At 73.3% G+C, this 20,218-nt stretch carries 16 protein-coding genes; 10 read left to right on the forward strand and 6 right to left on the reverse strand.

Annotated elements, in window-relative coordinates; all coding sequences use genetic code 11:
• Positions 1-62: 62 nt before the first annotated feature.
• From ACIBK8_RS11040 to ACIBK8_RS11050, 3 genes are all read right to left on the reverse strand, one after another.
• The gene (locus ACIBK8_RS11040; RefSeq protein ID WP_399041442.1) at positions 63-848 is read right to left on the reverse strand and encodes an SDR family NAD(P)-dependent oxidoreductase; all 786 of its coding nucleotides are present in this window, start codon (positions 846-848) and stop codon (positions 63-65) included.
• A gap of 83 nt (positions 849-931) precedes the next feature.
• A complete protein-coding gene (locus ACIBK8_RS11045) occupies positions 932-1,882 on the reverse strand; it encodes a TIGR03619 family F420-dependent LLM class oxidoreductase (protein ID WP_399041443.1) in 951 nt (316 codons plus the stop codon).
• Between the two features lie 32 nt (positions 1,883-1,914).
• On the reverse strand, positions 1,915-3,141 hold the full coding sequence (locus ACIBK8_RS11050; RefSeq protein ID WP_399041659.1) for an amidohydrolase family protein: 1,227 nt from the start codon (positions 3,139-3,141) through the stop codon (positions 1,915-1,917).
• Between the two features lie 472 nt (positions 3,142-3,613).
• Between ACIBK8_RS11050 and ACIBK8_RS11055 the strand changes: the two genes are divergently transcribed.
• From ACIBK8_RS11055 to ACIBK8_RS11080, 6 genes are all read left to right on the forward strand, one after another.
• Positions 3,614-6,556: a BTAD domain-containing putative transcriptional regulator gene (locus ACIBK8_RS11055; protein ID WP_399041444.1), complete on the forward strand. Its 2,943-nt coding sequence runs from the start codon at positions 3,614-3,616 to the stop codon at positions 6,554-6,556.
• Positions 6,557-6,770: 214 nt separating this feature from the next.
• Positions 6,771-7,163 (forward strand): laminin G, encoded by a 393-nt coding sequence (locus ACIBK8_RS11060; RefSeq protein ID WP_399041445.1) that lies wholly within the window; start codon positions 6,771-6,773, stop codon positions 7,161-7,163.
• Positions 7,164-7,649: 486 nt separating this feature from the next.
• A complete protein-coding gene (locus ACIBK8_RS11065; RefSeq protein WP_399041447.1) occupies positions 7,650-7,841 on the forward strand; it encodes a hypothetical protein in 192 nt (63 codons plus the stop codon).
• 255 nt (positions 7,842-8,096) lie between these two features.
• On the forward strand, positions 8,097-8,675 hold the full coding sequence (locus ACIBK8_RS11070) for a hypothetical protein (RefSeq protein ID WP_399041448.1): 579 nt from the start codon (positions 8,097-8,099) through the stop codon (positions 8,673-8,675).
• Positions 8,676-8,782: 107 nt separating this feature from the next.
• A complete protein-coding gene (locus ACIBK8_RS11075) occupies positions 8,783-10,360 on the forward strand; it encodes a class I adenylate-forming enzyme family protein (protein WP_399041449.1) in 1,578 nt (525 codons plus the stop codon).
• A 228-nt stretch (positions 10,361-10,588) separates the two neighbouring features.
• Positions 10,589-11,179 (forward strand): TIGR03086 family metal-binding protein, encoded by a 591-nt coding sequence (locus ACIBK8_RS11080; protein WP_399041450.1) that lies wholly within the window; start codon positions 10,589-10,591, stop codon positions 11,177-11,179.
• Positions 11,180-11,233: 54 nt separating this feature from the next.
• Here the strand turns inward: ACIBK8_RS11080 and ACIBK8_RS11085 are convergent, their stop codons facing one another.
• A complete protein-coding gene (locus ACIBK8_RS11085) occupies positions 11,234-12,901 on the reverse strand; it encodes a FadD3 family acyl-CoA ligase (RefSeq protein ID WP_399041451.1) in 1,668 nt (555 codons plus the stop codon).
• A 106-nt stretch (positions 12,902-13,007) separates the two neighbouring features.
• Between ACIBK8_RS11085 and ACIBK8_RS11090 the strand changes: the two genes are divergently transcribed.
• The 3 genes from ACIBK8_RS11090 (at position 13,008) to ACIBK8_RS11100 (ending at position 15,472) form a co-directional block, all read left to right on the forward strand.
• Positions 13,008-14,159, forward strand: a complete 1,152-nt coding sequence (locus ACIBK8_RS11090; RefSeq protein ID WP_399041452.1) for a lipid-transfer protein — start codon at positions 13,008-13,010, stop codon at positions 14,157-14,159.
• Between the two features lie 72 nt (positions 14,160-14,231).
• Positions 14,232-14,714 carry a Zn-ribbon domain-containing OB-fold protein gene (locus tag ACIBK8_RS11095; protein ID WP_399041660.1) on the forward strand — a complete coding sequence of 161 codons (483 nt, stop codon included), beginning with the start codon at positions 14,232-14,234 and terminating at the stop codon, positions 14,712-14,714.
• The gene (locus ACIBK8_RS11100) at positions 14,711-15,472 is read left to right on the forward strand and encodes an enoyl-CoA hydratase/isomerase family protein (RefSeq protein ID WP_399041454.1); all 762 of its coding nucleotides are present in this window, start codon (positions 14,711-14,713) and stop codon (positions 15,470-15,472) included. Before ACIBK8_RS11095 ends, ACIBK8_RS11100 begins: the two co-directional genes overlap by 4 nt.
• Before the next feature lie 32 nt (positions 15,473-15,504).
• Here ACIBK8_RS11100 and ACIBK8_RS11105 read toward each other — a convergent pair whose 3' ends face one another.
• Positions 15,505-16,104 carry a hypothetical protein gene (locus ACIBK8_RS11105; RefSeq protein WP_399041455.1) on the reverse strand — a complete coding sequence of 200 codons (600 nt, stop codon included), beginning with the start codon at positions 16,102-16,104 and terminating at the stop codon, positions 15,505-15,507.
• A gap of 195 nt (positions 16,105-16,299) precedes the next feature.
• Here ACIBK8_RS11105 and ACIBK8_RS11110 point away from each other — a divergent pair, with 195 nt between their 5' ends.
• On the forward strand, positions 16,300-17,349 hold the full coding sequence (locus ACIBK8_RS11110) for a hypothetical protein (protein WP_399041457.1): 1,050 nt from the start codon (positions 16,300-16,302) through the stop codon (positions 17,347-17,349).
• A 25-nt stretch (positions 17,350-17,374) separates the two neighbouring features.
• Here the strand turns inward: ACIBK8_RS11110 and ACIBK8_RS11115 are convergent, their stop codons facing one another.
• Positions 17,375-19,936: a PQQ-binding-like beta-propeller repeat protein gene (locus tag ACIBK8_RS11115; RefSeq protein WP_399041459.1), complete on the reverse strand. Its 2,562-nt coding sequence runs from the start codon at positions 19,934-19,936 to the stop codon at positions 17,375-17,377.
• Positions 19,937-20,218 lie beyond the last annotated feature (282 nt).

Here is a 20,218-nt window from a genome sequence, read left to right on the forward strand (position 1 = left end):
TCAGATTCGAATGTGGTCGACTGTTCCACCGGCGCCCGGGGCCGTCAATACCTGACGATGCATCAGGAAAGGCCGACGCCGGCCAGCCACCCCCCGTCGATCACGAACGGCTGACCCGTGATGTACGACGAGTCCTCGCAGGACAGGAAGAGGGCGAGCCTGGCGATCTCGTCAGGACGGCCGATCCGCCCCATCGGCACCAGCTTCCGGTACAGGCCGTCCACCGCCCGCCGGGATTCCTCCGGGTCGGCCCCCGGGGCGAGACCGGCCGGATTCGTCATCGGCGTGTCCACCGCCCCGGGGCACACCGCGTTCACCCGGATCTTCTTCGCGGCGAGCTCCATCGCCGCGACCCTGGTCAGCCCCAGGACGGCGTGCTTGCTCGCCGCGTAGGCGCCGACCCCCGCCATGCCCGTCAGACCCGTGTACGAGGAGGTGTTGACGATGGTGCCGCCGCCGGCCGCCGCGATCTCGGGCGCCACCGTGCGGATGCCCAGGAAGCAGCCGGTCTGATTGACCTGGACGACCTGCTGGAACTCCTCCAGCGGCGTGGACACCAGCGCGTTGAAGCGCAGGATCCCGGCGTTGGCGACCAGCCCGTCGATCTTCCCGAAGGCGTCCTTGGCCGCGCCGACCGCCGCCCGCCAGTCCTCCTCCCGCGTCACGTCCAGCCGGACATACCGCGCCACGTCCGCGCCCAACTCATCGGCCAGTGCCGCCCCCTGCTCGTCCAGCACGTCCCCGAGCACCACCCGGGCGCCCTCCGCGGCGAACAGCCGCGCCTCCTGCTCGCCCTGCCCGCGCGCCGCGCCCGTGATGACGACGACCCGCCCGTCCAGCTTGCCCATGCCGCTCTCCCAGCGTCGCGTGATGCGGGCGCGCCCGGCGCCCGCCGTCCGTACCGGAGACCGCCCGCACCGGCGGGCCCCGCCTACGCGTCCAGGTGCACCGCGACCCGCTCCCCGAACGCGGCCATCTGGTCGATGAGTTCACCGCGGTCGCGGCTGCGGAACCGCACCTGGATCTGGTCGACCCCCAGCTCCCGGTACTCCCGCAGCGAGGCGGCGATCCGCTCCGGCGGCCCGGACAGCGTCCGCTTGCCGACCGCCCAGGACGGTTCGCCGACGTACAGCGGCTCGGCGATGGTGCCGATCTCCGCGGGCTCCGCGATCCCGGCCGCCTCCCGCAGCTCCCGCAGCCGGGCGATCTTCGCCGGCAGCTGCTCGCGCCGGTCGCCCTGCGGCAGCCAGCCGTCGCCGCGCTCGGCCGCCCGGCGCACCGCGGCGGGCGAGGAGCCGCCCACCCACACCGGGGGCCGCGGCACCTGCACCGGGCGCGGCGCCTGCCCGAGATCCGAGAACGCGAACCGCTCCCCCGCGAACTCGGCGAACTCCCCGGGCCCCAGCGCCGCCTTCAGCGCGTCCACGGTCTCGTCCAGCACCGCGCCGCGCCGCGCGAAGTCCACCCCGAGCGCCGCGAACTCCTCCTGGACGTGCCCCGCGCCGACCCCGAGGATCAGCCGGCCGCCCGAGAGCCGGTCGAGCGTGGCGTACTGCTTCGCGCTGACCAGCGGATGCTTCAGCCCCACCACGGCGACGTGGCTCAGCAGCCGGACCCGCTCGGTGACCGCGGCCAGATGCGCCAGCGTGGCGACCGGGTCATACCAGACCGTCCCCATCGCCCCCGCCAGCCGCCGCGGCACCGCCACATGCTCACAACAGGCCACATAAGCAAAGCCGTACCGGTCAGCGGCCCGCGCAACCTCCACCAGATCACCGGGCCCCGCGTCCGCCTCCCACTCCTCGGCGAACAACACACTCTGCGCCTGCACCGGCAGCTGCATACCGTAGGACAGCCGTCCCTTGGGCAGCACTTGCACCATGTGCCCCTCCGTGGCGTCCCGACCGGCCCGGCTCACGGCTTCCAGCCCCCCCACAACCCCTCCCCCGTCAGCCCCAGCAGTTCGATCGCGTTGCCGCGCACGATGCGTTCGACGACGTCAGGGGACAGGTGTCCCATCTGTTCCTCGCCGACCTGGCGGGACTTGGGCCAGGTGGAGTCCGAGTGCGGGTAGTCGGTCTCGTAGAGGACGTTGCCGACGCCGATCGCGTCGAGGCTCTTGAGGCCGAAGGCGTCGTCGAAGAAGCAGCCGTAGACGTGCTCGGTGAAGAGTTCGGACGGCGGGCGGAGCACCTTGTCGGCGACGCCGCCCCAGCCGCGGTTCTCCTCCCAGACGACGTCGGCGCGCTCCAGGATGTACGGGATCCAGCCGATCTGGCCCTCGGCGTACATGATCTTCAGGTTCGGGAAGCGGTCGAACTTGCCGCTCATCAGCCAGTCGGTCATCGAGAAGCAGCAGTTGGCGAAGGTGATCGTGGAGCCGACGGCGGGCGGCGCGTCCGCCGACGTGGACGGCATCCGGCTGGACGAGCCGATGTGCATGGCCACGACCGTGCCGGTCTCGTCGCAGGCACGCAGGAACGGATCCCAGTGGTCGGTGTGGATGCTGGGCAGGCCGAGGTGCGGGGGTATCTCGCTGAAGCACACCGCCCGTACGCCGCGGGCCGCGTTGCGCCGCACCTCGTCGGCGGCGAGGTGGGCGTCCCACAGCGGGATGAGGGCGAGCGGGATCAGCCGGCCCTGCGCCTCGGGGCCGCACCACTCCTCCACCATCCAGTCGTTGTAGGCGCGTACGCCGAGCAGGCCGAGATCACGATCCTTGGCCTCGGTGAAGGTCTGGCCGCAGAAGCGCGGGAAGGTGGGGAAGCAGAGCGCGGACTGGACGTGGTTGACGTCCATGTCGGCGAGCCGGTCGGGCACGGAGAAGGAGCCGGGCCGCATCTGCTCGTAGGTGATGCCCTCCAGCCTGATGTCGTCGCGGGAGTATCCGACGGCGGTGTCGAGGCGGGTCAGCGGCCGGTGCAGGTCCTCGTAGACCCACCAGTCGGCCAGCGGTCCCTCCTCGCCCGGCGCACCCATCTTCGGGGCGAATTTGCCGCCCACGAACGTCATTTCCTTCACCGGCGCACGGACGATCCGCGGGCCGTCTCCCCGGTACTTCGACGGGAGCCGGTCCTGCCACACGCGCGGCGGCTCCACCGTGTGGTCGTCCACCGAGATGATCTTGGGGAAGGTCTCCATGGTCTCCATGAGAGGTACGGTAACCGCGATCTGACGACCCGTCAGCAATGCGGACAAGGATGACGCGGACGGAACGCGGGCGCCGAGGAGGACGGTGTGCGAACGAACGGTGAAGAATCCGGGGGGAGATCGCGGGCCCGGGTCCGGGGCGGCACCCTCGGTGAGGTGCGGGCTGGACGACGGGGCGGCATCCCCGGTGCGGCGCGGGCGGGACGACGGGGCGGCCCGGCATGTCCGAACGGGCACGAAGGCGTCCGAATCAGGACGGGCGCACACCACGGAGCGCGCTCCCGCGTACCGTATCCCTTTGTCATGGCCTCACCACCCCGGGCGGACACCGGTCGGGCGGGGAGGCTTTGTGCACGCTCCGGCCTCCTACTGACGGAGGGGGCCCTGACAAGGCAGACTGGCCGTTGCGCACGGCGGAACACGGCACACACCGCGCACAATTGGGACAGGGCAGGGGGTCACCATGGACGACGGTCCGGGACAGAGGCGGGAGCGACTGCGCTTCACCGTGCTCGGTCCCGTACGGGCGTGGCGCGGTGAGAGGGAGCTGGCGGCGGGATCACCGCAGCAGCGCGCACTCCTCTCCGCACTCCTGCTGCGCGGCGGGCGCACCGCCACCGCCGCCGAACTCGTCGACGCCCTCTGGGGCGACGCACCGCCGCACGCCGCGCTCGCCGCCCTGCGCACCTACGCGTCCCGCATCCGCAAGGCGCTCGGCGACGACGCCGACATGCTGGTCAGCGAGTCCGGCGGCTACGCGATCAGGTCGGCCGACGGCCGCCCGCTCGACCTGGACATCGACCGCGCCGAGCAGTACGCCGTCGAAGCCGAGAAGGCCAAGGCGGCCGGCGACCGCTGCCGCGCACGCGACCTGCTCGAAGCCGCCCTGGCCCAGTGGGACGGCGAACCGCTCGCCGGCCTCGGCGGCCCGTACGCCGACAACCAGCGCACCCGCATCGACGAGTGGCGCCGCTCCCTGACCGAGGGCCGCCTCGAACTGGAGCTTGAACTCGGCTGCCACACCGAAGCGGTGTCCGAGCTGACCTCGCTCACCGCCGCCCACCCGCTGCGCGAACGCCTGCGGGAGCTGCTGATGCTGGCCCTCTACCGCAGCGGCCGGCAGGCCGAGGCCCTCGCCGTCTACGCCGACACCCGCAAGCTCCTCGCCGACGAACTGGGTGTCGACCCCCGCGCCTCGCTCTCCGAACTCCAGCAGCGCATCCTGCGGGCCGACCCGGACCTCGACCCGCCGACCGCGCCCGCGTCCAGCCGGAACCCGGCCGAACCGGTCATTCCGCGCCCCCAGCAACTCCCCGCCACCGTCTCGGACTTCACCGGCAGGGCCGCCTTCGTCGCCGAGCTGAGCGAGCAGCTCGCCACCGCCGAGGGCCACGTCATGGCGGTCTCGGCGCTGACCGGCATCGGCGGCGTCGGCAAGACCACCCTCGCCGTCCACGTCGCGCACGCCGCGAACCGGCACTTCCCCGACGGCCAGCTGTACGTCGACCTCCAGGGCGCGGGCCACAGCCCGTCGGAGCCCGACACCGTCCTGGGCGCGTTCCTGCGCGCCCTGGGAGTGCCCGAAGCCTCCATCCCCGACGGGCTCGACGAACGCGCCGCCCTCTACCGTTCCTCGCTCGCCGGACGCCGGGTGCTCACGCTGCTCGACAACGCCCGCGACGCCGCCCAGATCCGCCCGCTGCTGCCGGGCACCGAAGGCTGCGCCGCGCTGATCACCAGCCGCGCCCGGATGATCGACCTGGCCGGCGCCCACCTCATCGACCTCGACGTGATGAGCCCTGAGGAAGCCTTCACCCTCTTCACCCGCATCGTGGGCGAGGAGCGCGTGAACGCCGAACGCGAGGCGTCCATGGACGTCGTCGGCGCCTGCGGCTTCCTGCCGCTCGCCATCCGCATCGCCGCGTCCCGGCTGGCGGCCCGCCGCACCTGGACCGTCTCCTTCCTCGCCCGCAAGCTCGCCGACGAACGCCGCCGCCTCGACGAACTCCGGGCCGGCGACCTCGCCGTGAAGGCCACCTTCGAACTCGGCTACGGCCAGCTGGAGCCCCAGCAGGCCCGCGCCTTCCGGCTGCTCGGCCTCGCCGACGGACCCGACCTGTCCCTGGCCGCCGCCGCTGCCCTGCTCGACATGGACACCGACGCCGCCGAGAGCCTCCTCGAATCGCTCGTGGACACCTCCCTGCTGGAGTCCGCGGCCCCGGGCCGCTACCGCTTCCACGACCTCGTACGCCTCTACGCGCGTTCCTGCGCCGAACGCGACGAGCAGCCGCCGGAGGAAAGGGACGCGGCCCTGTCGCGGCTGCTCGACTTCTACCTGGCGTCCGCCGCGCAGATGTACATGATGGAGCGGCCGGGCGACAGCCTGCTCGACCAGATGGAGACGCCGCACTACCCGGGCCTGGTCTTCGCCAACCGCTCGGAGGCGCTGACCTGGCTGTTCGGCGAAACCCGGTGCCTGATCGCGTGCGCCCTCCAGAACACCGGGCCCACCGGGCTGCGGCGCGCCGTCGATCTGCTGCTGCTCACCCGGGACATGGCCGAGTCCGGCGCCAACAACCGCCAGTACGAACAGGCCAATCTCACCCTGCTCGCCGCCGCCCTGGAGGCCGACGACCAGCACGCGGCCGGGCGGGCGCACTGGGCGCTGTCGCCGATCTGCACCCAGTTCGGCAGGCTCAGCGACGCCGACGAGCACGCGAAGCTGGCGACCCTCCTCGGGCTCGCGGCCGGCGACCCGTTCAGCTCGTCCAACGGGCCCAACGACCGCGGCATCATCGCCGGTATCCGGCACCACCACGACGAGGCGGAGGCGTACCTCAACCAGGCGCTGGTCGCCTTCCGCGACAACCGCAGCAAGCAGTCCGAGGCCAGCGCGCTGTGCAACCTCTCCCGCGTCCACCTGGACACCGGGCGCATCGACAGCGCGATCCACCTCGCCGAGCAGGGCATCGCCTGCTACCGCGAGGCCGGCGCCTCCCGCAGGCTGGGCAACGGCATGTACGCCCTGGGGATGGCCCTCACCCTGGCCGGGCGTCTCGACGAGGCCACGGACCAGCTCGCCGCCGCGCTCGCCATCTTCCAGGACAGCAGGCAGCGGTTCTGGGAGGGGATGACGTACCTGAGGATGGCCGAGGTCGATCTCGCCGCCGGGCGTCCCACCAGCGCCGCCAACTACGCCGAGCAGGCGCTCACCGCGCTCCGCGGCATCGGCGGCGGGCGCTGGCGCGCCGACGCCCTGACCACCCTGGGGCACGCCCTCAGCCAGATCGGGCACACGGGCCGCGCCAAGGTCTGCTGGCAGGAAGTCATGTCGCTCCGCGAGCAGCTCGGCCTGCCCGCCGACACCGGCGTGCACCACCTCATCTCCCCGGCCGCCGTCGCATAACTCCAGGTCAGGGCCCACGTCGCGGGCGTTTATCGATCGTTCATCGACACGCGACAACCTCTTACACATCGAACCGCCGCCTCGGGGGGCAAGCGGCTCGGTGTCGGGGCCCCACCGCCAAGGTGTCAGGCCCTGGTTCACTCGTCCGGCAACCCACGGGGGAGTTGCCGGGCGGGTGGCATCATCAGCGCCCACACACAGGAGTTGAGCCACCGTGAGCACTCAGAATCAGGCACGGCCAGGCGACGACAAGGACATCGTCCGGCCGATGGACAGCAACCGTCCCATCCAGCCCATGGACAGCAACCGCCCGATCCGCCCGATGGACAGCAACCGTCCCATCCGGCCGATGGACAGCAACCGTCCCATCCAACCGATGGACAGCAACCGCCCGATCCGCCCGGCGGACAGCAACCGTCCCATCCAACCGATGGACAGCAACCGTCCGATCCAGCCCATGGACAGCAACCGCCCGATCCGTCCGGCGGACAGCAACCGTCCGATCACCGACGGGCCGGCTCCTGCTGACGACACCGTGCGCAAGGCCGCAGGCGAGGACGCCATCCACACCAAGGACAGCAACCGCCCGATCGCCGACCCGAAGTAACCGGATCGCGCATCGGACCGTCGCGCATCGCCCATGCGCGCCGCAGTCCTTTCGCAGCGGATCCCGCCGTGCCGTGCCGGTGGCAGGGGATCCGCAGGGGGGAGGGCCGGAACGTCGGGATCCGTGGGGGGACACGGGTCCTGGACACCGGCGCTCGTAAGGGGGGACCGGCAACCGGAACGACCGGAGCTCTGGGGAGGGACCGGTCGTTCCGGGCGTCCCGGCAGCCGTGCTGCCGGGACCGGGGGATCGCAGGGGCCGGATTCCGCGGCGGCAAAGGCCGACCGCGGAAACCGGCCCCTGCGGCACGTCCGCGGCCACACCGCGCCCCGGCCCTCGCGGCCGACGTCAACTCCCGGGATTTTTACGGAAGTTATCCGTTTCCGGTCGAACATCTGCCTGGCGAAGGGCTACCGTCATTCGGCAAGAGATGTTTACACACGGGAACGCTCTATTCCAAGACGCGTTCCTCACGGAGGAGTTGACATGAGTCGTACCCGACGCACGCTCGTCACCATCGCCCTCGCCGTCGCCGCCGCCGGCGCCGCGGCGACTCCGGCCCTGGCCGACAGCCACTTCCCCAGCCCCGGCCCGGGTGTCACCGCCCAGGACAGCCACTTCCCCGTGGCGCCCGGCGACGTCACCACCCAGGACAGCCACATACCCGCGGCCCCGTAACCCGCGAACGCCTCGCCTCGCACCCGTTCCCCGTCAGCAAACTCCGGTGGTTCACGCACCCCGGGACGGGGCCGGGTGCGAGCGGCCGTTGCGGCCCCTCAGGACGCCGCGGCACGGCCGTCACCGGGGCGACCGTGTGCGAGGGGCCCGCGCCACGCGCCCCCGGCAGCGGGCCGGGATACGGTGGTCCGCCCCGTTCCGATGTGCGATTTCGCCATCCGCGCGACGCCACCGCTGCCGCAAAGGAAGATCACCGTGCCCGCGTATCCACCGCCGCCGGACGGCCACACCCCCTACGGACAGCCGGGCCAGGCGCCTTACGGGCCGCCGCCCCCGCCCCCGTACGGGCCGCCGCCGCAGGCCCCGCACGGACCGCAGGGCACACCCCCGTACGGGCCGCAGGGGCACGGCCCGACTCCCTACGGGCAGCCGCCGCAGGCCCCGTACGGGCAGGCCGGGCCGCAGCAGGGCGGGTTCACGGGGACACCCGGCTTCCCGCCGCCTCCGGGCGGGAAGCGCGGCAATCCGGTCAGGTTCAGCCTCATCGCCGTGGCGCTGCTCGCCCTCGCGGGCGGCGGCCTCTGGGCGCTGACCGGCAACAGCACGCCGGCACGCACCGCGAAGCAGGCGCACGTCGGCGAGTGCCTGGAGAACCGGGGAACGACCGCGGATCCGGCACTCTTCGTCATCGACTGCGGCGACGCGAAGGCCAAGTACAAGATCGGGGCGGACAGCTCCCGCATCGACGAGTGCCCCGCCGGGACCACCCGGTACACCGAGCACCAGGGCCACATCAAGACGGTCACGCTCTGCCTTGCGGACGTGCGCCACTGAGGCGTGCCGCGGACCGGCGACCGCCCCGCATCTGGACCTGACACACCGTCAGCTCTAGGCTGGGCGCCCCGGTTCCGCCCGCTCCCCTCGCAGCCAGGAGGCGCGCCGTGTTTGAGTCCGCTCACATACAGACGCTCTGGGAATTGGTCGAGTACCGGGCCGACGCCTCCCCCGACGCACCGATGTTCTTCGACGGGGAGGGGCGGACCGTCACCTTCGGCGAGGTCCGTGACCAGGCCGTCCGGGTGGCGGCCGGGTTCCGGGAGCTGGGGATCGGGGCCGGAACGCGGGTGGTCTGGCAGCTGCCGACGCGGATCGGGACGGTGATCGCGTCGATCGCCCTGGCCCGGCTCGGGGCCGTGCAGACGCCGGTCATCCACCTCCACCGGGAACGTGAAGTCGGCTTCATCCTGGCCGAGTCGGCGGCCGAGTTCGTGCTCGTACCGGGGGTGTGGCGGGGCTTCGACTTCACGGCGATGGCGCGGAAGCTCGCCGGGGACGGGGTGCGGGTGCTCACCGTCGGGGAGGAGGGCGCCGGGGGCGGCGGATACGGTCTGCCGTCCGGTGACCCGCGCGCCCTCGCGGCGCCGGACGGCCACACCACCGGAGACACCCGGTGGATCTACTACACCTCGGGCACCACCTCGTCCCCGAAGGGCGTCGAGCACACGGACGCCTCGCTGATCGCCGGCGGGGTGGGGCTGGCCACCGCGCTGGGGATGTCGGCGGACGACGTCGGCTCGATCGCGTTCCCCTACGCGCACATCGCGGGGCCCGACTACCTCATCGCGATGCTGGTCAGCGGCTTTCCCGCGGTCGTCATCGACGTGTTCAGGCCCGGCGAAGCGGCGGCCGTCTACCGGCGTCACGGTGTGACCATGGCGGGCGGCAGCACCGCCTTCTACCAGGCGTTCCTGGACGAGTCGCGGCGCTACCGGCAGGAGTCGCCGCGGGCCGGGCGGCTGATCCCCACGCTGCGGCTGCTGTCCGGCGGCGGGGCGCCGCTGCCGCCCGAGCTGTACGCCGAGGCCCGGCGGGAGCTGGGCTGCGCGCTCGTGCACGGGTACGGGATGACGGAGTCCCCGATGATCGCGATGGGCACGCCGTACGACCGGGACGAGCAGCTGGCGCACACCGTGGGGCGGCCGGTCGCGGGCGCGCGGGTGCGGATCGCCCGGCCGGACGGGAGCGCGGCGGCTGCCGGGGAGACCGGCGAGGTGCGGGTCAAGGGGCCGATGGTCTTCCGGCGGTACACCGATCCGGCGCTGACCGCCGACGCGTTCGACGCCGACGGCTACTTCCGCACCGGCGACCTGGGGCATCTGCGGCCCGACGGCCACCTCGTGCTGACCGGGCGCAGCAAGGACATCATCATCCGCAAGGGCGAGAACATCTCGGCGCAGGAGATCGAGGATCTTCTGCTGACGCATCCGGCGGTCGCCGAGGCGGCGGTGATCGGGCTGCCGGACCGGGCGCGCGGCGAGCGGGTCTGCGCGGTGGTCACCCCCGCCGAACCGGCCGCGCCGCCGCCGACGCTGGCGGAACTGACCGCCCACCTGCGGGCCGCCGGACTCATGCCGCAGAAGCTGCCCGAGCAACTGGAGATCACGGCCGGACTCCCCCGCGGCGGCCCGCTGGGCAAGGTGCTGAAGACGGCGCTGCGGGAGCGGTACGCGCCCGGGTAGGGCGGCTCGTCCGGACCGGACAGGGCGGCTCGTCCGGACCGGGCAGGGCGGTGCGGGCGCGCCCGCAGCGGGCGGCGGTCGGGCGTACGGCGGTGTGGCGCGGGTGCGGGGGCGGCCCTGACGTCTTCACTGGAGGCCGGGCGGGTGGCACCGGCCTCGGATGCGCGGGACGGGCACGGCCGCGGCGCACCCACCCGGGCACCGGTAACGACGGAAGGAAGCCCGGACATGACCGAGACGATCGACTTCACGGCGCAGACACGCCTGGTCGCACAGCTCGCCGCGGACACCCGCGAGGACCAGCTCGACGCTCCCACGCCGTGCGCGGACTACGCCGTGCGCCACCTGCTGGGCCACCTCGTCGGCCTGACCGGCGCCTTCCGGAACGCGGCGGACAAGGATCTGGGGCCTTCGACCGCCACCCCGCCCGGCACCGGCAGGCCGGACGTGCAGGCCGGCTGGCGCGCCCAACTGGAGCGGAACCTGGCCGAGATGGCGGACGCCTGGCACCGGCCGGAGGCGTGGGAGGGCGAGACCCAGGCGGGCGGTGTCACGCTGCCCGCCGCGATCGCCGGGCGGGTCGCGCTCAACGAACTGGTGCTGCACGGCTGGGACCTGGCCCGCGCCACGGGGCAGGCGTACGCGCCGGACACCGCCGCGCTCGGGGTCTCGTACGCGCTGCTCGCACCGTCGGCCGGCGATCCGGAGCGCAGCATCTTCGGGCCCGCAGTTTCCGTGCCGGACGACGCGCCGCTGCTGGACCGGGTCGTGGCGCTGAGCGGGCGCAGTCCGTCCTGGGCACCGCCGCAGGGACGGTAGGCGGCGGGCGCGCACCCGCCCCGGTGGCCGGGCCGGCGGCCGGGCCCCGCCGCCTCACGGCTGCACCCCGGAGCGCGAACCGCCCGACTGTGCCCCAGAGCGCGAACCGCCTTCCCGCAGCCGCCCCTTGAGGACCTTGCCTGCGGCGTTGCGCGGCAGTTCGGCGACGAACTCGACCTCCCGGGGGACCTTGTAGTTGGCCATCTCGCGGCGCGACCAGGCGATGAGGTCGTCGGCGGAGAGGGACGAGCGGGGGCGGCGGACGGCGTACGCCTTGCCGACCTCGCCCAGGCGGGGGTCGGGTATGCCGACGACGGCGACATCGGCGATCTCCGGGTGGCGGCCGAGCAGTTGCTCTATCTCGGCGGGGTAGGCGTTGAAGCCGCCGACGATGAACATGTCCTTGATGCGGTCGGTGATACGGAGGTTGCCGTCCGCGTCGAGCACCCCGACGTCGCCGGTGTGCAGCCAGCCGTCGGGGGTGACGGCGCAGGCGGTGGCCGCCGGGTCCTCGAAGTAGCCGGACATGACGTGATAGCCGCGGACCAGCACCTCCCCCGGGGTGCCGGGCGCCGCCGGGCGGCCATCGGGGCCGACGACGCGGACCTCGGTGCCGGGCAGGGCGCGTCCCGAGGTGGCGGCGACGGACTCGGGCGGATCGCCGCGGCGGCACATCGTGACGATGCCGGAGCTCTCCGACAGGCCGTACGCGGTCAGCACGGTGGAGACCTTCAGTTCGCCGCGCAGCCGCTCGACCAGCTCCAGAGGGACGACGGCGGCGCCGGTGACGACCAGCCGCAGCGCCGACAGGTCGTGCCGGTCGCGGGCGGGGTGGTCGAGGAGCTGCTGGTGGAGGGTGGGCGGCCCGGGGAGTACCGAGATCCGTTCGGCCGCGATGCGGGCGAGCGCCGCCGGGACGCTGAAGACGGACTGCGGGACCATCGTCGCGCCGCGCAGCAGGCAGGCGATGATGCCCGCCTTGTAGCCGAAGGTGTGGAAGAAGGGGTTGATGATGAGGTACCGGTCGCTCGCGCGCAGACCGGCCAGTTCGCTCCACACGCCGTAGGCGCGCAGGGTCTGGGCGTGGGTGATCACGGCGCCCTTGGGGTGGCCGGTGGTCCCGGAGGTGAAGAGGATGTCGGACGGCGCGTCCGGGGGCAGCGCATCGGCCCGTGCGCGGACCGCGTCCGCGGGCACATCGGCGCCTTCGGCCAGGAACTCCTTCCAGGTGGTGAAGTCGGCGGGCGCGTCGTCGGAGAGCACCACCACCCGCTGGAGGTGATCGAGGCCGGGCAGCGGGCCGTGGCCTTCGCCCTCATGGGCCGCGCGGCGCAGCGAGGCGACGTAGGACGTGCCGAGGAAGGTGCCGGTGATGAAGAGGATCTTGGCGCGGGTGCGGCGCAGGACGTAGGCGGCCTCGGCGCCCTTGAAGCGGGTGTTGACGGGGACGAGGACGGCGCCGGCGGTGACGGCGCCGAGCGCGGAGACGATCCAGTCGGCGGTGTTGGGCGCCCAGACGGCGACCCGGTCGCCCGCCGCGACGCCGGAGGCGATGCAGGCGGCTGCCGCGCGCTCCACCCGGGCGCCCAACTCCGTGTAGGAGAGGCGGATTCTGCCGTCGACGACGGCCTCCCGGGGGCCGTGCCGTTCCACGGCCGCGCGCACCAGGCGGGGGATGGAGCCGTACTTCAGGTCCGCCCGCAGTTCCAGGTCACCGCGCATCGTCCGACCTCCCGGGAAAGTGCTGCCCGCCCGATAGCTGACTACCCGTCAGATTAACGGTAGCCTCCTCCGCTGTCAGCACTGGCGACCGACCACGGAGGTGGCGATGGGGGCAACCCTCAAGGACGCTACGGCGATAGCCGGCATCGGGCAGACTCCCTTTGCCAAACAACTGCCCGCCTCCGAGAAGGAGTTGGCCTGCCGCGCGATCGTCGCCGCACTGGACGACGCCGGCATCGCCGCATCCGAGGTGGACGCCTTCGCCTCCTACACCATGGAGGAGACCGACGAGGTCGAGATCGCCAAGGCCATCGGCGCCGGCGACGTCACCCACTTCTCCAAGGTCGGCTACGGAGGCGGCGGTTCCTGCGCGACCGTGGCCCACCTGGCCGCCGCCATCGCCACCGGGCAGGCGAGCGTCGGCGTCGCCTGGCGGTCCCGCAAACGCGGCTCGGGCCCCAGGCCCTGGAAGAACACCGCGGTCCAGCTGCCCACCCCGGGACAGTGGACCCGGCCCTTCGGGCTGCTGCGCCCCGCCGACGAGATCGGCATGCTCGCCCGCCGCTACATGCACGAGTACGGCGCCACCCGCGACCACCTCTTCAACGTCGCCCTCGCCTGCCGCAACCGCGCCAACCAGAACCCGGCCGCCGTCATGTACGAACGCCCGCTGACCCGGGAGATGTACATGACCGCACGCTGGATCAGCGAACCCCTCTGCCTCTTCGACAACTGCCTGGAGACGGACGGGGCGCTGGCCTGCGTGGTGGTCTCCGCCGAGCGCGCCCGCGACTGCCGCCGCAAGCCCGTCTACGTCCACTCCGCCGCCCAGGGCCTGCCCGCCCAGCACCACGGCATGGTCAACTACTGGAACGACGACCCGCTCACCGGACCCGCCTGGACCGCCGCCCGCCACCTGTGGAAGGGTGCCGACCTCGGCCCGCAGGACGTCGACGTGGCACAGATCTATGACGCGTTCACCCCCCTGATTCCCCTCTCCCTGGAGGGCTACGGATTCTGCGGACGCGGCGAGGGCGCGGCCTTCACCGAGGGCGGCGCCCTGGAGACCGGTGGCCGGCTGCCGATCAACACCGGTGGCGGCGGCCTCTCCGAGGCGTACGTCCACGGCTTCAACCTCATCACCGAAGGAGTCAAACAGCTGCGCGGCACCAGCACGGCGCAGGTCAAGGACGCCGCCACCTGCCTGGTCACCGCGGGCGAGGGAGTCCCCACATCGGCCCTGCTGCTGAGGAGTTGATACCCGATGAGCGCTCGTGACACCGCCGGCACAACGGGCCGGGAAGCCACCGCGAACACTGTCAGCGATTCCATGTCACCCATCGTGACACTCCCCACTGACAATCCCCCCGAGACCGCCGCTGACCTGCTGGTTCCCGTCCCCGACGAGGACGGCGCGCCGTTCTGGGAGTACGCGGCCAACGGCGAACTGCGCATCCAGGTCTGCACGTCCTGCGACGAGCTGCGCTTCCCGCCCCGCCCCTGCTGCCCGCACTGCCAGTCGTTCGACAGCCATTGGCGGCCGATGAGCGGCCGGGGCCGCATCTGGTCCTACGTCCTGCCGCACCCGCCGCTGCTGCCCGCCTACGCCGCGCAGGCGCCGTACAACGCGATCGTCGTGGAACTGGCGGACGCGCCGCGCATCCGGCTCGTCGGCAACCTCGTCGCCTCGGCCGACGCGGCCCTCAACTCCGTCGACCCGGCGCGGCTGCGGATCGGCGCCCCGGTGAAGGTCGCCTTCCACACCCTGCCGGGAGGTACCACCGTGCCCCGCTGGCTCCTGGAGCGGCCGTGAGCATCCGGACCGAGATCGCGGACGGGGTCGCGCAGGTCACCCTGGACCGGCCCGAGCGGCTCAACGCCATCGACCTCGCGACGGCGGCCGAACTCGCCGCCGTCTGGCGGTCGTTCCGCTTCGACGACTCCGTACGCGCGGCCGTGGTCACCGGGGCGGGCGGCCGGGCCTTCTGCACCGGCATCGACCGCTCCGTTGACGTGCCGCAGCCGTCCTCACCGTTCTCCCTCGACGACCCGCTGCTGCGGATCGGGCCCAAGTCCAACGACCTGTGGAAGCCGGTGATCGCCGCGGTCGACGGTATGGCCTGCGGCGGCGCCTGCTACCTCCTGGGCGAGGCGGAATTCATCATCGCCTCCGAGACGTCCACGTTCTTCGACCCGCACACCACCTACGGGATGGTCAGCGCCTACGAGGCGATCCTCATGGCGCAGCGGATGCCCTACGGGGAAGCGGCCCGGATGGCGCTGATGGGCACGGCCGAGCGGCTGAGCGCGGCGCGCGCGCACGCCATCGGCCTGGTCAGCGAGGTGACCGCGCCCGGCGACGCCGTCGCGACGGCGCTCCGCCGCGCCGCCGTCCTGGCCGCCCTGCCGACCGACGCCGTCCAGGGCACCGTGCGGGCCCTCTGGGCCGCCCACGAGGCGACCAGGGAACGGGCGCTGTCCCTGGCCCCGCAGCTGATCGCCCTGGGCAACCTGCCGCCGGACCGCCAGGCCGCCCTGTTCGCCGCCAGAGAGCGGGACGACCCGGCCTGACCCGGAGGGCAGCCCTTGGGCCACCGCCCCGCTCACATCCGGGACTTGTCCGCCTTGGTGATCTCGCAGGTGAACCAGAACCGCGCGAAGGACGACTGGTTGACGGTGTAGCGGGCGGTGTACGTCTCGGTGTCGCCCGGCCCCACCACGATGCTCCGCTGGTGCCGCCCGTACGTGTGGCCGTCCGCCGGCTTCGACTTCATCCAGTTGACCTCCATGTCGTAGGAGAAGCTGTCGGACGAGGACGGGTTGGTGACGGAGACGGTGTACGAGAACTGGTGCAGCGATTCGGAGAAGTCGCAGCCGCTGCCGTCGACGTCGGAGCGGCCGTCCGGGTCGAAGTACTCCTGGGTCGGCGACGAGGACGGCGCGTACGGGTCGTCGCTCGCGCCGTCCGCCGGGGTGCCGTAGGGGTCGGGCGTCGAGGTGGCGTACGGGTCGGCCGCGGGCGAATAGGACGGCGCGGACACCACGTGGTCGGGGCCGCCGCCGATGCCCCCGATGAATCCGCCCCTGCCGTGGCTCCGTCCGCAGCCGCCGACGGTGACGGCCGTGGCGAGCACGAGTCCCGCCGCCACCGCCGCCCGGATGCGGGTGCGGATGTGTGCGCGCGTGCGCGTGCGTTGTTGCATGACGTGTCAGACCCCCGTGAAAACGACCTACCGCGCCCGCCCAGCAGGCTTGACGCGTGCACGGCAGCCTAGCAAGTGGCGGCCACCGACACCGCCTCGGACGGCTCCGCGCACCCGGCCACGACACCCGTCCACAGGGCTTGACCGTCCGTGGCGGACATGTCTCGCGGGCGCCGACGGGCAGGCGTAGCGTCGGTGACGGAGGACATCAGGACCACCCGAAGCGAGGCGACGCCCGTGGTGCGCAACGTCATCGGATCCCTGATAGCCCTCGTAGGAGCGACGGCCGCCGTCTGGAGCCCCTTCCGTCCCTGGTACGACGGCCGTCTCGGACGCGATGTCCGCATCGAGGACCTCTTCGGCGGCCTCACCACCGCCTCCGCGCCACTGCCGGCCTCGCTGCTGCTCCCCATGGCATTCGCCGCCCTGCTGACCCTGATCGGGGTGGCACTGCGCGCACGGGCCGTGGTCGCCGCGGCGGCGGTGGTGGTGTGCGGCTTCACCATCTTGTGGATGATCCGCCAGGGACAGGCGGCCGGCAGTCTCACCGCGGGCCACAACGGCCTGGGCACCGGCGTGGCCTACGCGCTGGGCGGCGGCGCGCTGCTGCTGATCGGCGCGCTGGTGATGCGCGGCCGACCACCGCGGTACCGCGGCGATGCACCACGCCACGGCCGTGGACGGCACCGCGGCGGACGGTACGCCGACGGGCACGACGCGGGGCGGTACGACCAGGGCCGGTACGACGACGGGCGGCAGGGGATGCGGGAGCCCTACCCGCCCGAGCCATGGGATCCGGGGCGGCCACCGGCCCAGCAGTGGGCGCCGGGACCGCCCGGCGCCCCCGCGGGGCAGGGCGCGTCGGCCGCCCCCTGGCCCGGCCCGGCACCGCCGCCCCAGGACACCCGGCAGCCCCCGGAGAAACAGCCGGACGTCCGGGCCGCGCAGCAGCACCCCACGCCACCGGTGCAGTGGGCCAAGGACCTGCGGCAGCGCCCCGAGGGCCCGCCGCCCCGCCACAGCGGCGCACACCGCTCCCCCGAAGGAGACGGCGGAGCGGAACCCGACCCGACGCTTCAGCAACCGCAGGTGGACAGCGACGACACCGTGCAGCACCCACGGGCGCACCCCGCCGCCGGCGCCGGTGACGACCGGGCGCTCGACGACACCGTGCAGCACCCCGCCTCCCCGCCGGACGACGGATCCGGATCCGGGCCCCAACACCCCCGCGACGAACGGGAATAGCCCGGCGGACGGTGTCCCCCGGGCCTCATGTCCGTCGCGCCAGGCCCGTCCCCCGCGCCGCGTCCAGCGCGTACACGCAGCGGTCCTTGCTGCACGCGTACACCACGCCGCCCACCGCCACCGGAGAACCGGTGATCTCGCCGCCGGTGGCCAGCTTCCAGCGCAGCTGACCGCCCATCGCGTCCAGCGTGTACAGGCAGTGGTCGGCGGAGCCGAAGTGCACCCGGCCCTCGGCGACGACCGGCGAACCGATCACCTCGGCGCCCGCCTGGAACCGCCAACGCGGCGTGCCGGTCACGGCGTCCAGGGTGTAGAGCGCCTTGCCGCTGCCCAGGTGGACGGCGCCGTGCGCGACCAGCACCGGTTCGGCTGACTGCCGCGCCTCGGTGGCGATCCGCCAGCGGTCGCGGCCGTCGGCGGCGTCCAGCGCGTAGACCGTGCCGAGGTAGTCCGCCAGATAGACGCCGCCTCCGGTGACGGCGGGCCCCGGCGCGAAGGCGGGCGGGCTCAGGAAGACCGCGGGCGCCTCGAAGTGCCAGCGCACGTCGCCGCGCGCGCCGTCGATGGCCAGCACCCTGGCCCCCGCGACGACGTAGACGGTGCCGTCCGGCGCCGCCGTCAGCCGCATCGGGACGCCGCCGCAGGCCGCCGCGTCACCCACCGGGTACGACCAGCGCTCGGCGCCGGTCCGCGCCTCCAGGGCCTTGAGCCTGGCGTCGGCCCAGACGTACACCGTGCCGCCGTGCACCACCGGGGCGGCGTCGGCCGTCTCGAAGTCCGTCTGGACGCCGCCGGTCTCCCACAGCAGTTCGCCGGTGCCCGCCTCCCACGCCTGGACGGTGCCGCCGCGGGTGCTGGTGACGACGGTGCCGCGGTCGGCCGACAGGGCGTAGACCCAGCCCTCGGTGTGCAGCCGCCAGCGTTCGGTGCCGTCGTCCGCGTCCAGCGCGTACAGGCTCGGCCCGTCCGACGCGTGGATACGGCCGTCGGCCACCGCCAGTGCCCACGCCACGTCGCGGGTCTTGAACTTCCGCCGCCCGCTTGCCACATCGAGCGCGTGCACCTCGAACGAGGTGACGTAGAGCAGGTCACCTGCGACGGCGGGGGTGCCCCACACGTCGTTCGACATCCGGAACCGCCACGGGCGCCAGCGCCCCGGCTCCGCGCCGGGCGGCTCACTCGGCGCGGGCGGCGCGTCCTGCCGGGCCGCGCCCTGGGGCTCGCCGCCCTGGCCCGGCACACCGGGCGCGGCGGCGCCGGGTGGTCGTACCCAGTTCGTCGCCGCGCCTGCCTGCCCGCGCGGCTGCGGGTCGCGGCCGTCGGCGGCCCGCGGGCCCGGCCCTATCGGAGCGGGCGAACCGCCGAGCCGTACCGGGCCGCCGGCCCCCTCCGCCTCGGGCGGCGCGGAGAGCGCGGCGGCCGGTGCCTGTGCGCCCACGGGCGGCGCGACGGAGACCGGCGTCGCACGGGCCGACGCCTCCGGTCCGAGCGAGCCCTGCGGCAGCGGGGCGCCGCGCGGGTCGGCGCCGCGGTGCGCACCGGGGCCCGCGGCGACCTGTCCCGGCCAGCCGGGCTGTGCCTGCGGCGCGTTGGCGGGGCGCGGCGGCACCGCCCTGGGCTCGGCGGGGCGCGCCGCGGAACGGCCAGCGCCCGCGCGCTGGCTGTTCCTGGGGACGGACGAACGGCCGCCGCGCCGCCCCTCGATGAGCGCCACGGCGCCGCAGGGCAGCCAGGCCGACGCCGTGCCGCTGTCGTCGCTGCCGGAGCCGAAGAGGTGCGGTGCGAGCTGCGACTGGAGGTCGGCGGGCGACGGCCGGTGGGCCGCCTCCATCTGCATGCAGGACTCCAGCAACGGCCGCAGCTCGTCCGGCAGCCCGGCGAGGTCGGGGCCCTCGCGCAGCAGCATGAAGACCGTCTCGACGGGGTTGGCGCCGTGGAAGGGCGCGTGTCCGGTGGCGGCGAACACCAGCGTCGAGCCGAGCGAGAAGACGTCGCTTGCGCCCGTGACACTGCGGGAGTCACGGGCCTGCTCGGGCGACATGTACGCGGGCGTGCCGACGGCCACATTGGTCATCGTCAGACGGGTGTTGGACACCCCGGACGCGATACCGAAGTCGATCACCCGGGGGCCGTCCTCGACCACCAGGACGTTCGACGGCTTCAGGTCACGGTGCACCAGACCCGCGCCGTGGATGGACTGCAGCGCCTCGGCGATCCCGGCCGCCAGCCACCGCACCGCCTGGGCCGGCAGCGGCCCGCATTCATTGACTATTTCTTCCAGCGAGGGGGCCGGCACATAGGCGGTCGCGAGCCAGGGCACCGCGGCACGCGGGTCGGCGTCGACCACCGCCGCGGTGTAGAAGCCGCTCACCGCGCGGGCCGCCTCGACCTCGCGGGTGAAACGGACCCGGAACAGCTGGTCCTCGGCGAGTTCCGTACGCACCGTCTTGATCGCCACGCGCCGGCCGGACGCCGAGCGCGCCAGATAGACCAGTCCCATGCCGCCGGCCCCGAGACGGCCGAGCACCTCGAACGGGCCGATCCGCCGGGGATCGTGCTGCGTCAGCTGCGTCAGCTGCTCCACCATTTGCCTGCCACCTCCCCGTGGGGCGTAAAAGAGACTCTCCAAAGCACCGAGCCGCCGAGAGCCACTGCCCCGAGCAGCGTCTCATCTGGCCGAAACGGCCGTACGCGAGCTGATTCTTCCTGGCCGAGCCGACGGTGGCGAACCCGGGGCCCGGCCGCCGCACCCCGGCCCGCCTTCAGCAGTACGCAGCGAAACCGTTACCCGGGGTTATCAACCCTCGCCTGACGTGCGCGGATACGTCCATCGGCGGGTGATTGCCCGGGGGTTACCGATCGGTTGCGG

The organism is Streptomyces sp. NPDC050161 (assembly GCF_044460025.1).
In the GTDB taxonomy this organism is placed as follows: Bacteria; Actinomycetota; Actinomycetes; order Streptomycetales; family Streptomycetaceae; genus Streptomyces.

Bases quoted from the DNA above. Each gene is read 5' to 3' on its own strand.
- ACIBK8_RS11040 (WP_399041442.1), bottom strand. From the start codon at position 848: ATGGGCAAGCTGGACGGGCGGGTCGTCGTCATCACGGGCGCGGCGCGC.
- ACIBK8_RS11045 (WP_399041443.1), bottom strand. From the start codon at position 1,882: ATGGTGCAAGTGCTGCCCAAGGGACGGCTGTCCTACGGTATGCAGCTG.
- ACIBK8_RS11050 (WP_399041659.1), bottom strand. From the start codon at position 3,141: ATGGAGACCTTCCCCAAGATCATCTCGGTGGACGACCACACGGTGGAG.
- ACIBK8_RS11055 (WP_399041444.1), top strand. From the start codon at position 3,614: ATGGACGACGGTCCGGGACAGAGGCGGGAGCGACTGCGCTTCACCGTG.
- ACIBK8_RS11065 (WP_399041447.1), top strand. From the start codon at position 7,650: ATGAGTCGTACCCGACGCACGCTCGTCACCATCGCCCTCGCCGTCGCC.
- ACIBK8_RS11080 (WP_399041450.1), top strand. From the start codon at position 10,589: ATGACCGAGACGATCGACTTCACGGCGCAGACACGCCTGGTCGCACAG.
- ACIBK8_RS11085 (WP_399041451.1), bottom strand. From the start codon at position 12,901: ATGCGCGGTGACCTGGAACTGCGGGCGGACCTGAAGTACGGCTCCATC.
- ACIBK8_RS11090 (WP_399041452.1), top strand. From the start codon at position 13,008: ATGGGGGCAACCCTCAAGGACGCTACGGCGATAGCCGGCATCGGGCAG.
- ACIBK8_RS11095 (WP_399041660.1), top strand. From the start codon at position 14,232: ATGTCACCCATCGTGACACTCCCCACTGACAATCCCCCCGAGACCGCC.
- ACIBK8_RS11105 (WP_399041455.1), bottom strand. From the start codon at position 16,104: ATGCAACAACGCACGCGCACGCGCGCACACATCCGCACCCGCATCCGG.
- ACIBK8_RS11115 (WP_399041459.1), bottom strand. From the start codon at position 19,936: ATGGTGGAGCAGCTGACGCAGCTGACGCAGCACGATCCCCGGCGGATC.